Here is a 13,211-nt window from a genome sequence, read left to right on the forward strand (position 1 = left end):
ATCTTTGACTGCGACCTTTGGTTCGGCAATATATAACTAAATAGTTCAAAAATGACAAGGCGGCCTTAACTCGGGGCTCCTTCGACTCCAACCCTTTCAAGGAGATGCCCATGAAACGTTCGATCGCTCTCGTCACCGGCGCCACGTCCGGGCTCGGTTATGCGGCGGCCCGGTTGCTCGCCGCCAAGGGCTACAGCGAGGTCATTGTCACCGGGCGCAGCCTGGCCCAGATCAAGGATACGGCCGCTCAGCTCGCGGTGGAGACCAAAAGGCCGGTCTTCACGCCGCTGGAGCTTGATCTGAACGACCCGGTCAACGTTCACTCCGCGGTCGCCGCGCTAGTCAAGCAAGGCAGGCCGGTTGATTTCCTACTGCTCAATGCCGGTATGGTTCCTGGCAAGGCGCGCGTGATCACTGCGGCGGGCATCGAGGCTTCTCAGGCCCCGCTCATTGGCCATCATCAACTGACCGTTGGGTTGCTCAATGCCAACTTGCTGAGTCCCGACGCCCGGATCGTCATCGCGGGTGCAGAACCTGCCCGCGGGGGCGTACCCATGTTCAAATACACCGATCTGCCTGCCTTTGCAGCCGAGTACAACCGGGGTGACAAAACCGCAGCTGTTGAAGCCCTGATCCGCAACGGGCCGAACGTGAGGTATGTGCCCAACAATGCGTATGCCGACGCGAAGCTCATTGTTGCTTGGTGGGTCGCTGCGCTGGCACGCCGGCTACCCTCCGGCACGGCCGTGTACGCTGTCTCGCCCGGTGCGGCGAACGCCACCAACGTGGCGCGAAACGCTGGCCCGTTGTTGAAGTATATGATGATTCCAATCGTGAACCTCATTCCCGGCATGAATCAGACGCCGGAGACAGCGGCCAGTCGCTTCATCCAGGCATCGGAGTTCGGAACCGACGCGTCGGGGCTATTCTTTGCCTCAGCCAAAGGGAAGTTCTCAGGTCCAATCGAGGTGCAGAGTGAGCCACACCTCCACGATCGCGCCAGCCAGGAAGCCGCGTGGCAAGCCGTCGTCAAGGTCTCCGGCGCCGACTTGTCTCGCCCCGCATCCTTAAGCGCGGTGTCCTGACGGAGCGCCAGTCGCGGCTGAACGGATACCTGTAACCAAAAACAGCACGCAATCGCGCGGCTACGATACAGCCCCGACAACCTACGCCAGAAAGACATCAGCAAATCGAGAGAGGCGATGTCGCCGTCGCTGTTGCTGCGCGATGAACAGTCACCGCCTTGTAGGTGACTGATTTCCGCTTTGGGTCATTCGCGACTGGGGCGAGCCGGCAGCGGGTCCGGTCACGTCCGCTGCGCCGCCGAAAGCGGAAGGCAATTCAGAGCATTAGCGACGTCGTGACGGGGGCGAAGCCGCGAGAATCGAAAATTGCAGTGGCTCGCGCCGCCGGCCAATGTCTGCGTTCTTTCCAGGCGGATGCCGCGCGTCGCATAGGCGTCGAAATCAAGCCCGCAAATGTTCGGCAGGATTTCCTTGTCTCCATGGCGAGCCGCGAATTTGCAAAAGCCGCAAGCCTTGTAATTGATGCCGAATTCAAACTCGTCGCCCGGGCCCGGTTCGACGAAATCGTAGACAAAATCTTCCGGAAACTCCTTCTGGTGGCTTTCCGCCGCGCTTTCTATCGCCTGTTCGCGCAGCAAGGCCTGATTCTCGGGCGACATGAATTGACGCCCTGAGGCAAGGCGCTCCGCCTCAGGCTCGGTGAGCAATTGCGCCTTGTAGGTCTCCCGTTCGATTTCGCCGATCACGGAAACCGGCACGCCGTGCCGGCGGAGCACCCGGCTGATGGCCATGAAGCCCGTGAGGCGCATGAAGAAATCGGTCATCCGACTTGCGGTGCCGCCGACATAGGGCATTTGGGTGAGCATGATCTGGAATTCGTCCGTCGCTTCCTGTCGAATTCGATCGATCTCGGTCAGATGCTCGCGCTCGCACAACATCGCTTCGGCAAGGTCGAGGCGATGGCGCATGGCGGCCTCCATCGCGCCGCGATGCTGCTCGTAAAACGGATGGATGATCTCAGTCATTTGACACCTGACATAGTTGGATATTCGCGACGTCGAGGAAGCTGGTTTCACTCGGCGGCGATCGCCTCGATCTCCAGCAACCATTTGCTGTCGACGGTCTCGGCGATGATGACCGTCAGCGCGGGCTGATGCTCGCCGAGCATTTTGCGACGAATGGTGCGGTTGGCCACGAGCTGATCCCGATCGGTCAGGAACGTGGTGATCTTGACCAGATGCTCGACGCCAAGGCCTGCGGCGGCGAGCACTTCCATCACATTGCGCCAGGCTTGCTCGCATTGGGCTTCAAAGTCCTCGGGCACGGTGCCGTCTGATCTCTCGGGCACCTGGCCGCTGATGAAGAGCAGGCGGCGGTGCTGGGTCAGTTCGAGTCCCATGCAGTACCCGCCGGCGGGAGGGTGGACCGTTGCGGGATTGTGGCTGACGATGTGAGTTGAGGGCATAGCGCGTCTCCGGTTTGCGGCGTGACCGTATCCGGCGGTGTCGCCGCGGCACAAAGCATGTTTGCTGCGGTTCAGCGCAAGAAAATCTATTGCAAGGCCACCGCCTGTCGGTGTCAAACTCCCGCGCGATGACCTACGCCCTTCCACCCCTCAACGCGCTCCGCGCCTTCGAGGCCGCCGCGCGGCACCTCAGCTTCAAACTGGCCGCGCACGAGCTGCACGTGACGCCTGCCGCCGTGGGGCAGCAGGTGAAAGCGCTGGAGGCGCGCCTCGGCGTGCAGTTGTTCGAGCGGTTGCACAAGCAGCTGATCCTGACCGCGGCCGGGCAGGCCTATTTGCCCGGGGTCTCCGACGGCTTTCGCCATATCGCGGATGCGACCTCGCAATTGAAACCGGCAGCTGCGGTGCTGCTGCAATTGGGGGTCCATGGCAGCTTCGACCTGCGCCGCCTCAAACTGGCGGAGTTTCGCGGCGCGCATCTCGACATCGGCTTGCAGGTGCTGCAGCCCGCCGGCTTGCACGAGTTGGCGGAGGGCAAGGTCGACCTGCTGATCGCCCGCGGCCTTGGCCACCATCCGGGTCATCGCTGCGACCGGCTCAACCAGGGATCCGGCTTGGGTGATTGGCTGATTGCGCCTGAAGGCACCGCAGATTGTCCCGAGATCGTCAGCTTCCGCGAATGGCTGCGCGCCGTGCTGGTCGAGAAGCCGCTCGCAAACCGCCGCCCTCGTCTGGTCGGATAGCGGACCTGCGCTGCGATGGTGGTAGTACACCCCTGATTTGCCCGACGTGTCAAGTCGATTTCGTAAAAAACGAATTCGTCCCCGGCACCCGCCGGCGACTGTGCATGGGGTTGTTTTCGATATTTTTGTGTCAGTGCCCGCCGAGGTAGGCCGTGATCAGCCGGGGATCGTGGATCAGGTCCTTGGCAGGGCCGGACTGCACGATCTCGCCGGTCTCCAGCACGTAGCCGTAATCGGCGGTCTCGAGCGCGGCGCGGGCGTTCTGCTCGACCAGCAGGATCGACACGCCGAGGTCGCGGAGCGAGGCGATGGTGCGGAAGATCTCGCGCACGATCAGCGGCGCGAGGCCGAGGCTGGGCTCGTCGAGCATCAGCAGCGCGGGCTTTGCCATCAGCGCGCGTCCCAGCGCGAGCATCTGGCGCTCGCCGCCGGAGAGCGTGCCGGCGGCCTGGCGTTGTCGCTCCTTCAGGCGGGGAAAGCGATCATAGACCTCGTCGAGCGTCTTCTGCACGCCGGAGCGGTCGCGCAGGCTGTAGGAGCCGAGCAGGAGGTTGTCGGCAACCGACATGTCGGAGAACAGCTCGCGCTTCTCCGGAACCAGGCAGAGCCGGCGCTCGACGCGATCCTCGACGGACATCTTCCGGATGTCGCTGCCGCGGAACACCATGCTGCCGCGCGATGCGAGCAGGCCGATCGCGGCCATCAGCAGCGTGGTCTTGCCGGCGCCGTTCGGGCCGATCACGGTGACGATCTGTCCTTCGTCGACCGACAGCGAGACGTTGCGAACGGCCTCGACGTTGTCGTAGCAGACGGTGACGCCGGTCATGGACAACATCTGGCTCACGCGACGCCTCCGAGATAGGCCTCTTGCACCCGCTCGTCGCTGCGGATCGCGCTCGGGACGCCCTCGCAGAGCTTGGAGCCGAAGTCGAGCACCACGATGCGGTCGACCAGCGACATCACGAACTCCATGTCGTGCTCGACGATCAGGATGGTCAGGTGATCCGCCCGCAGCGAGCGGAGCAGCTCCGCCAGTCGCAGCTTTTCCTGGCGGCGCAGGCCGGCCGCCGGCTCGTCCAGCACAAGGAGCGCGGGATCGGCGGCGAGGGCGCGCGCGATCTCCAGGATGCGCTGGTTGCCGAGCGGAAGATTGCCCGCGAGCTCGAATGGCTTGTCGCCGAGCCCGACGCGCTCGAGCTGCAGCAGCGCTTCGTGCCGGACGCTGGCTTCCTCGCGCCGATTGAGACGAAACGCGCCGGCGAACAGGCCGCTGCTGGTTCGGCTGTAGGTGCCGAGCATGACGTTCTCCAGCAGGCTCATGCGCGGCCGCAGCTTGACATGCTGGAAGGTCCGGGCGACGCCGGCCCTGGCGATGCGGGACTGCGGATCGCGCGCGATCGAGCGTCCGGCGAAGGAGATCTCGCCCTTGCTGACCCGCAGCGCGCCGGTCAGGCAGTTGAACATCGTGCTCTTGCCGGCGCCGTTCGGGCCGATCACGGCGAGGATTTCGCCTGATCTCACCTCGAAGCTGACATTGTTGACCGCAATGAGGCCGCCGAACCGGCGCTCGGCGCCATCGACCTTCAGAAGCAGCTCGCCCGGTGTCGGCTGCGGACGGCGCGGCAGCGGCGGCGCGGGCTGCGGCCGCTCGCGCCTGATCTTCGGCAGATAGCGTGCGATCGAGGGCACGATGCCCTGCCGCGCCCATTGCAGGAACAGGATGAACAGTGCCGAGAAGGCGACGATCTCGAGTTGCCCGGACGCGCCCTTGGCGATCAGCGGCAGATAATCCTGCACGCTGTTCTTGAGCAGCGTGACGATGGCGGCGCCGACGACCCCGCCGAGCAGGCTGCCGGCGCCGCCGACCATCGTCATCATCAGATATTCGATGCCCATGCCGGCATCGAACGGACCCGGGCTGATGAAGCGGCTCATATGCGCGTAGAGCCAGCCGGAGAGCGAGGCCAGGAATGCCGCGATCACGAAGGTCACGAGCTTGATCCGGAACGCGTTGATGCCGAGGCTCTCGACCAGCGTGTTGCCGCCGCGCAGCGCCCGCATGGCGCGGCCGAGCCGCGAGTCCAGGAGATTGTAGCCGAGCAGGAGCACCAGGGCGACGATGCCCCAGATCAGGTAATAGATCTGTGCGCTGGAGACCAGCGCGAACGAGCCGAGGCTGATCGGCGGGATCGACGAGATGCCGTTGAAGCGGCCGAGCCCATCGACATTGCCGAACAGGAAGCCGATCGCAAGGCCCCATGCCACGGTCGACAGCGACAGGAAATGGCCCTGCAGGCGCAAGGTGACGACGCCGAGGATGGTCGCGACACCGCAGGTCAGGACCACGCCAAGCAGCAGGCCGAGCCAGGGCGATTGCCCGTTCAGGGCCGAGACCCATGCCGTCGCATAGGCCGCGATGCCGACGAACGCGGCCTGTCCGAACGACACGATGCCGCCGACGCCGGTGAGCAGCGCAAGGCCAATGGCGACCAGCGAATAGATGCCGATATAATTCATCAGCGTGACGCTGAACGGGCTCAGGACAAAGGGTGCGAGTGCGAGGCACGCCAGTGCCGCTGCCGCCGCGAGCCTAACGTGAACGCGCGTCATTCCTCGATCTCCTCCTCGGAATGCAGCGAGGCGAGGGATCGCCAGATCAGGATCGGGATCAGCAGCGAGAACACGATCACGTCTTTCAGCGCGCTGCTCTGGAACGACGCGAAGCTTTCGAGTATGCCGACCCCCACCGCACCGATCGCGGCGCCGGGATAGCTGGTCATGCCGCCGACGATGGCGCCGACGAACGCCTTGAGGCCGATCAGGAAGCCGGAATCGTAGAACACGGTATTGACCGGCGCGATCAGGATCCCGGATACGCCGGCCATCAGCGAGCCCAGCAGATAGGCGATGGTGCCGGCCCGCGCCGGCCGGATCCCCATCAGACGCGAGCCGGTGCGGTTCACCGCGGTGGCGCGCAGCGATTTGCCGACCAGCGTGAAGTCGAAGAACAGATAGAGCAGGCCGCTGAACACCAGCGCGGCGATCACGATCAGCATGGTCTGGCCCGAAATCAGGACGCCGGCGAACTCGGTGGAGAACGACGTCAGCGGCTCGGTCCGGACGCCTTCCGGGCCGAAGAACAGCAGGCCGAGACCAACCAGCGCGAAATGCAGCGCCACGGAGACCGTCAGCAGCAGCAGCACCGTGCCGTCGGCGATCGGGCGGAACACGATCCGGTCGAGGAGAGGGGCGATCGGCGTGATCAGCATCAACGCGAGTACCAGCCGGACGGCGAGCGGCGGGTCCATGCGCATGGTGAGCCAGGCGATGCCGACTACTGCTGAGGGAATGGCGAGATAGAACAGCAATGCGCGCGGCAGCAGGCGGCTGTCGCCGCTCCGAATGAGCGAAATGATCTCGATCAGGGTCGCAAGGCACGCCAGCACCACGACCAGCGCACCGGTCCCCGGAAAACGCTTGGCATCGAGGGCCGCAAGCGTCAGTGCGGTGAAGGCGGCGATGTCGCCGAACGGAATGAAGATGACCCGCGTCACCGTGAAGATGAGCACAGTGCCGATCGCCACCAGCGCGTAGACTGCACCGGTGGCGATCCCGTCGATTGCAAGGATGGCCGCGATATCGCTCGTCATGGAGACGCCGTTCCCCCGTTCTGGCTGCCGGCCATCTTTTTGCCTACGGCGCGTACTTCCAGGCGCCGCCGGTCAGGCGGACCACGACCAGCGAGCGCTCGTCGACGCCGGTCACCGCGCCGGGCTTGAAGTTGTAGACGGCATGCACGCCGGGCAGCTCCTTGGTGCTGAGGATGGAATCGCGCAGCGCGGTGCGGAATTCCGCGGTGCCGGGTTTTGCGGTCTTCAGCGCCCGCTCGGCGGCGTTGGCGAAGATCAGCCAGGCGTCGAAGGAGTAGGCGGAGAACCCGTCGGTGGTCGGAATGTTGTGGGTCTTCTGGTAGACCGCGCGGAAGTCGAGCGCGATCTTCTTGGCGAAGTGCTCATCCGGAAGCTGCTCGGCCACGATCACGGGGCCGGCGGAGACCTGGATGCCCTCGGCGGCCTTGCCGCCCACGGTGACGAAGTCCGGATTGATCAGCGCCACGGTGCCGTAGGTATTGCCCTTGAAGCCGCGTTCGGAGAGCGTGATGAGCGGCAGGGCGCCCTGCGTGCCGGAGCCACCGATCAGCACCGCGTCGGGACGTGCGGCCATGACCTTCAGGATCTGCGCGGTCACCGAGGTATCGGTGCGCGCATAGCGCTCGTTGGTCTGCACCTTGATGTCGTCGACGGGCTCGGCGGCCTTGGCGCCGTTGTAGACGAGATCGCCCCAGGCATCGGAGAAACCGATATAGCCGATGTTCTTCATGCCGTCGCGCTTCATCCGGTCCGCGACGATCTTGACGAGCAGCGAAGCCGGCTGCGGCACCGCGACGACCCATTGCTCCGGCGAGTCCGGAAGCTTGCCGAGAGGCGAGATCGCGATCATCGGCACCTTCAATTCGCTGGCGACGGCGGCCATCGCGATGGTCGAGGGGGTCGTTGCGGTGCCGATCAGGAGGTCGACCTTCTCTTCCTCGACCAGCTTGCGCGCGTTGCGCGTCGCGGCCGACGGGTCGGAGCCGTCGTCGAGCTGGATCAGGCGGATGGTCTCGTCGTTGATCGTCTTCTTGTATTCATAGGCGGCATTGATGCCGCGCCCATAGGGGATGCCGATCGACGCGCCGTTGCCGCTCAGCGAGGTGACGAAGCCGATCGTGATATCGGCCTGCGCCGCCGGTGCCGCGAAGACGCCGGCGACGAGTGCGAGTAAACCCAGGGTCTTCTGCCGCATTTGCGTTGTCCTCCGTTGATGCTGGGTGCGAATGTCTGCAAGCCGGGCAGGTAGCCGAGCCGCGAACGAACCGATTGAAGGCATTGCTGTAGCGCCAGACGCCGGGCGCGCCGAGAGGGAATTTCGCTCGGCCGGGCGTCAGCGGCCATGGCGAGGCGTGCCGCTCAAATAGCGGGCGGGGCGATTGCAGTCCGCGGGCATCTGTCGAAGCAAAGGAAGACGAATGCCACAGCCGCGCTGCGCGACCGGCGATGCTGCTGCCGGCCATTGCGGCCCGACGCTAGTCCACGCGATTGAGTTTCTCAAAATCGGTGCCCTGCAACATCATCGACATGACCACCGGCAGCGGCCGATGGTCGATTACTTAAAGCCTAAAGTATTCTCAGTGGCGTCGTCAACACGTGTCACGGGGCTGTCAGAAAAAAATGTTGCTGCATACAATTTCGTCCGCGCGCGCCATTTCCTTCATTGCTTTGTCCCGAAAAACAGGCCTCCCGGCTGCGGTGGAGCGGTCGCCTCGGCGGGCTCCGCCGCGCGCATTTGACGCGTCAATTAGTTTATGGTTGAAATATCTGCGTCGGCAGGCCGACGGCCGATGCTCCTGTCACCGTCGAGGAGAAGGGCGATGCGCATCTTCTGGCAGAGTTTCGTCGATGCGAGCGTGAACGCGCCCTATATGGCGCGGCTGTCGGAGTATCTCAACAACATCGCCGCACCCGGCACCACGGTTCAGGTCGAGGGCATTTCACCGCCGGATCGCGAATTCGGCCGGCTCGCCGAACTGCGCTGCGCGGTCCAGGCCATCGACAACGGCATCGCGGCGGAAGAGAGCGGGTTCGACGCCTTCGTGATGGGCCACTTCCAGGATCCCGGGCTTTACGAGCTCCGCTCGACGCTCGACATCCCCGTGGTCGGGACCGGCGAGGCGACGTTGCTTGCGGCCTCGCAACTCGGCCGGCGCCTCGGCCTCGTGACGCTCGATCCGGTCTTCGAGGTCTGGCACTACGAGCAGGCCGAACGCTACGGCCTCGGTGATCGCGTCGTCCACGTGACCGGCCTCGGTTGCAAGCCGGAGGATTTCGCAGCTGCGTTCGCGGGCGATCAGGCGGCTCATGCCCGGATGATCGAGGATTTTCTGGCCTGCGCCTTGCCGCTGGTGGAGCGCGGCGCCGACGTGGTGATCCCCGCCGGCGTGCTGCCAGGACTATTGATCGGGCGGGAGCGCGGCCTGAAGGTCGGCCACGCACCGGTCGTGAACTGTGCTGCGGTGGCATTGAAGAGCGCCGAGATGTGGGTGCAGCTCAGGCAGCTCAACGGCACCGAGCCGAGCCGCGGGCCGAGCTTCAAGCGCGCCAGTGCGCTCGCCCGCGACGATTTCCGGGCGATGCTCGCGCGCAACAAGCGCTAACGCCGATCAGTTCTGGAGAACGAGCCATGATGAGACCCGAGAAGATCCTCTACGAGACCGAGGTGACCGCTATGGGCGGCCGCGACGGCAAGGCCGCAAGTGCCGACGGCCTGCTGTCGGTGTCGCTGTCCGTGCCGAAATCGCTGGGCGGACCCGGCGGCGAGGGGACCAACCCGGAGCAGCTCTTTGCGGCTGGCTATGCCGCGTGCTTTCTCGGCGCGGTCAAGCTCGTGGCGCGCACCAGGAAGATCACGCCCTCGGCCGAGACGTCCGTCGTCGCGAGGGTTGCGATGGGACCGGTTCCTGTCGGCTATGCGCTCTCGGTCGAACTGAAGGTCAGTCTGCCCGGCGTCGAGAAGGCGGTGGCGGAGGAGATCGTCGCAGGCGCGCACGAGCGCTGCCCCTATTCGAATGCAACTCGTGGCAATATCGACGTGAAGCTGACGGTGATCTGAGACGGCAGGCAAGGCAGGCGGCTGGTGACAAATTCGCTGCGCACACCGTATGACGGCATCGTGATGGCGGCTCCCGTCACGATCCCCTATGCGCGCTATTCCATCGAGAGCGCGCAATGGTGGATCGGACGCGCGCTGAGTGCGCTGGTCGCGAAGGCCGGCATCAAGACATCCGACATCGACGGCCTCTGTGTGTCCAGCTTCACCATGGGGCTCGACAGCGGGATCGGACTGACGCAGCATTTCGGGCTGTGCGTCAGATGGCTCGACACCATCCCACTCGGCGGCGCCAGCGCCATCGCGGCATTGCGGAAGGCGGCGCGCGCGGTGCAGGTGCGCGATGCCGACATCGTGGCTTGCGTCGCCGGCGATACCAATCACGTCGATTCCTTCCGCCTGACGCTCGAGAATTTCTCGCGCTTCAACCAGGACGCGGTTTATCCTTATGGCGCAGGCGGCGCCAATGCGAGCTTCGCGCTGATCGCGCGCAACTATATGCGGACCTATGGCGTTACGCGGGAGGACGTCGGCCGGATCGCGGTCGCTCAGCGCGCCAATGCGCTGCGCAACCCGCATGCGCTGATGAAGACGCCGTTGACGATCGAGCAGTATCTGGCGGCGCGTCCGATTTCCGATCCCATTCATCTGTTCGATTGCGTGATGCCCTGCGCCGGGGCCGAGGCCTTCCTCGTGATGCGGGACGAGACCGCGGCATCGCTCGGCCTGCCGGCCGCGCGATTGCTGTCGACCATCGAACGGCACAACGCCTTCGCCGACGATCCGATGCAGGTGCGCGGCGGCTGGGCGATGGATATCAGCGAGCTCTACGCGATGGCCGGTGTGAAGCCTGACGATCTCGATGTCGTGCAGACCTATGATGACTATCCGGTCATCACGATGATGCAGTTCGAGGATCTCGGATTCTGCAACAAGGGTGAGGGCGCGGCCTTCGTGCGTCAGCACGATCTGACTGTTGACGGCGACTTCCCGCACAACACCTCCGGCGGTCAGCTCTCTGCCGGGCAGGCCGGCGCCGCCGGCGCCTATCTCGGGCTGGTCGAAGGCTTGCGTCAGGTGCTAGGCGAAGCCGGTCCGACGCAGGTCAAGGATGCAAGGCTCGCTCTCGCCTCCGGCTTCGGTATGATCAACTATGACCGTGGCCTGGCCTCCGGTGCCGCGATCTTTGCGGGGCCTGCGCGATGATCGATCCGATTGAGCCACCCCGGCGCAAGAACCCGCTGCTGCGGATGCGGCTTCCCGCGTCGCCGCCGCGGCCGCGCAGCCGGACGTCGCACGGGTTCACGCGCGCTGCCGCCGAAGGACGCTTCATGCTGCAGCGCTGCGAGGCTTGCGGCGCCTTCGCCTATCCGGCGCGCGAGGCATGTCCCGCCTGCCTGTCGGCTGATCTGACCTTCGTCGATGCGCCGCGCCGCGGTGTGCTGCTGGCCGAAACCACGGCCCGGGTACCAAGCGACGTCTATTTCCGCGAGCGGGCGCCCTGGCGCATCGGTCTCGTCAAGATGGATTGCGGTCCGACCATGGTGGCGCATCTGCATGCCGACTGTGCCGAGGGCGCGCCCGTGCTGATGTCGTTTCAGCTCGACAAGAGCGGCCAGGCAGTGGCTTTTGCCCGACCCGAGGAGGAGACGCTCAACATGGCAGACGACCGGCAGTGGCGGGAAATGACGGCCGATCCGAAATTCCGCCGCGTGCTCGTGACCAACGGCCGCAGTCTGATCGGCCAGGAGGCCGTTGCGGCGCTGAAGGCCGCGGGCGCGAAGACGGTGTTCGTCGGCGTTTCCGAACCATGGCGACCTTTCGCAGGCGAACAGCTGTTGCGCGGGCAGGCGGGGATCGAGATCGTGACGCTCGACGCGGCCGACGAAAAGTCAACGACTGACCTCGCGGCCGACATTGGCGGCAAGGTCGACATCCTCATCAACACGACGGAATATGTGCGGCCCGGTGGCCTTCTCGACCGCAGGGGCACGGGCATCGCGCGGGATGAGATCGACCAGGCCTATCTCGGCTTCATCAACCTTGCGCAGGCCTTCGGTCCCGCGATGCGGATGCGGGGAGCCGATGGCATCAACAGCAGCGCCGCCTGGGTCAATATCCTGTCGGTCTATGCGCTGGCGAACTGGCCCGCTTTCGGCGCCTACTCGGCGTCGCAAGCCGCCTGCCTTTCGCTGTCGCACTGTCTTCGCGCGGAGCTTCGGCCCGGCGGCGTCAAGGTGATGAACCTGTTCACGGGACCGGTCGATACCGAGTGGTTCCAGACCGTGCCGCCGCCCAAGGTCGCGCCGCGCGCCGTTGCGCAGGCGATCGTGTCCGGGCTCAGGGGTGGGCTCGAGGAGATCTATGTCGGGGACGTCGCCGAGGAGATCAGGCAGCGTCTTGCCGCCAATCCGAAAGCGCTCGAGCGCGAGCTCGATAGATAAAATCAGGATTTCAACGGGAGGACGTCACAATGCAAGGCAAGAATCTCCTGGAGCTCGCAGGTGCGATTTCGTCAGGCGCGGTGCGGGTCGTCGATCTGACCTTCACGCTCAGTCCGGATTTCCCGGTCATTGTTCTGCCGCCGGAATTTGGCCAGGCGGCTCCGGTCCGGATCCAGGAGATATCGCGCTATGACGGTCGCGGTCCGGCCTGGTACTGGAACAATGTGACGTTCGGCGAGCACACCGGCACGCATTTCGACGCGCCGATCCACTGGTTCACCGGGAAGGACCTGCCGAACAATTCGGTCGACACGATGCCTGCCAAGGACATGATCGCGCCGGCTTGCGTGATCGACTGCTCGGCGGGCGCGGCGCAGGATCCGGATTTCCTGCTCACCGTGCCGCTCGTCGAGGCCTGGGAGGCGAAGCACGGACGGATTCCCGCGCGGCACTGGGTGCTGTTGCGGACCGACTGGTCGAAGAAGGGCTGGCGCGACTACGCCAACCTCAGGGATGACGGCGCACACACGCCGGGGCCGAATCCGGCCGTCATGAAATGGTTGGTGGAGGAGCGCGGCATCATCGGCTTCGGCACCGAGACGATCGGTACCGACGCAGGGCAGGCCGGCCATTTCGAGCCGCCTTATCCGGCGCATCACTTCCTGCATGGCGCCGGCCGGTATGGCCTGCAGTGCCTCTGCAACCTCGATCAGCTTCCTCCCACCGGTGCCGTCATCGTGGCGTCGCCCCTGAAGATCCAGAACGGCTCCGGCAGCCCGCTGCGCGTGATCGCATTGGTTTCCGCGAGCTGAAGCGAGCGGATGGCGCT

14 protein-coding genes are annotated in these 13,211 nt (G+C 64.9%); 8 read left to right on the forward strand and 6 right to left on the reverse strand.

Features of this window, described 5'->3' with window-relative positions:
* Positions 1-110 precede the first annotated feature (110 nt).
* A complete protein-coding gene (locus JQ507_11755) occupies positions 111-1,085 on the forward strand; it encodes an SDR family NAD(P)-dependent oxidoreductase (protein ID QRI72093.1) in 975 nt (324 codons plus the stop codon).
* Positions 1,086-1,306: 221 nt separating this feature from the next.
* Here the strand turns inward: JQ507_11755 and JQ507_11760 are convergent, their stop codons facing one another.
* Positions 1,307-2,050, reverse strand: coding sequence for an L-2-amino-thiazoline-4-carboxylic acid hydrolase (locus JQ507_11760; GenBank protein QRI72094.1), 744 nt, complete (start codon positions 2,048-2,050; stop codon positions 1,307-1,309).
* 47 nt (positions 2,051-2,097) lie between these two features.
* Positions 2,098-2,490, reverse strand: a complete 393-nt coding sequence (locus JQ507_11765; protein ID QRI72095.1) for a RidA family protein — start codon at positions 2,488-2,490, stop codon at positions 2,098-2,100.
* Between the two features lie 128 nt (positions 2,491-2,618).
* Here JQ507_11765 and JQ507_11770 point away from each other — a divergent pair, with 128 nt between their 5' ends.
* On the forward strand, positions 2,619-3,233 hold the full coding sequence (locus tag JQ507_11770; protein QRI72096.1) for a LysR family transcriptional regulator: 615 nt from the start codon (positions 2,619-2,621) through the stop codon (positions 3,231-3,233).
* A 130-nt stretch (positions 3,234-3,363) separates the two neighbouring features.
* Here the strand turns inward: JQ507_11770 and JQ507_11775 are convergent, their stop codons facing one another.
* The 4 genes from JQ507_11775 to JQ507_11790 are packed head-to-tail and all read right to left on the reverse strand — an operon-like array spanning position 3,364 to position 8,078.
* Entirely contained in the window at positions 3,364-4,077 is a 714-nt protein-coding gene (locus JQ507_11775; GenBank protein QRI72097.1) for an ABC transporter ATP-binding protein, read from the reverse strand.
* Entirely contained in the window at positions 4,074-5,843 is a 1,770-nt protein-coding gene (locus tag JQ507_11780) for a branched-chain amino acid ABC transporter ATP-binding protein/permease (protein QRI72098.1), read from the reverse strand. Before JQ507_11780 ends, JQ507_11775 begins: the two co-directional genes overlap by 4 nt.
* Positions 5,840-6,883, reverse strand: a complete 1,044-nt coding sequence (locus JQ507_11785) for a branched-chain amino acid ABC transporter permease (protein QRI72099.1) — start codon at positions 6,881-6,883, stop codon at positions 5,840-5,842. Before JQ507_11785 ends, JQ507_11780 begins: the two co-directional genes overlap by 4 nt.
* Before the next feature lie 43 nt (positions 6,884-6,926).
* Positions 6,927-8,078 carry an ABC transporter substrate-binding protein gene (locus JQ507_11790; protein QRI72100.1) on the reverse strand — a complete coding sequence of 384 codons (1,152 nt, stop codon included), beginning with the start codon at positions 8,076-8,078 and terminating at the stop codon, positions 6,927-6,929.
* A gap of 223 nt (positions 8,079-8,301) precedes the next feature.
* Between JQ507_11790 and JQ507_11795 the strand changes: the two genes are divergently transcribed.
* The 6 genes from JQ507_11795 to JQ507_11820 all read left to right on the forward strand — a co-directional run bounded on the left by JQ507_11795 (position 8,302) and on the right by JQ507_11820 (position 13,194).
* The gene (locus tag JQ507_11795; GenBank protein QRI72101.1) at positions 8,302-8,622 is read left to right on the forward strand and encodes a hypothetical protein; all 321 of its coding nucleotides are present in this window, start codon (positions 8,302-8,304) and stop codon (positions 8,620-8,622) included.
* An 81-nt stretch (positions 8,623-8,703) separates the two neighbouring features.
* A complete protein-coding gene (locus JQ507_11800) occupies positions 8,704-9,486 on the forward strand; it encodes a hypothetical protein (GenBank protein ID QRI72102.1) in 783 nt (260 codons plus the stop codon).
* A 29-nt stretch (positions 9,487-9,515) separates the two neighbouring features.
* On the forward strand, positions 9,516-9,941 hold the full coding sequence (locus tag JQ507_11805) for an organic hydroperoxide resistance protein (protein ID QRI73302.1): 426 nt from the start codon (positions 9,516-9,518) through the stop codon (positions 9,939-9,941).
* Between the two features lie 24 nt (positions 9,942-9,965).
* A complete protein-coding gene (locus JQ507_11810) occupies positions 9,966-11,144 on the forward strand; it encodes a thiolase family protein (protein ID QRI72103.1) in 1,179 nt (392 codons plus the stop codon).
* Entirely contained in the window at positions 11,141-12,382 is a 1,242-nt protein-coding gene (locus tag JQ507_11815) for an SDR family NAD(P)-dependent oxidoreductase (GenBank protein QRI72104.1), read from the forward strand. Before JQ507_11810 ends, JQ507_11815 begins: the two co-directional genes overlap by 4 nt.
* A gap of 29 nt (positions 12,383-12,411) precedes the next feature.
* On the forward strand, positions 12,412-13,194 hold the full coding sequence (locus tag JQ507_11820) for a cyclase family protein (GenBank protein ID QRI72105.1): 783 nt from the start codon (positions 12,412-12,414) through the stop codon (positions 13,192-13,194).
* Positions 13,195-13,211 lie beyond the last annotated feature (17 nt).

This window comes from Bradyrhizobium sp. PSBB068, assembly GCA_016839165.1.
In the GTDB taxonomy this organism is placed as follows: Bacteria; Pseudomonadota; Alphaproteobacteria; order Rhizobiales; family Xanthobacteraceae; genus Bradyrhizobium.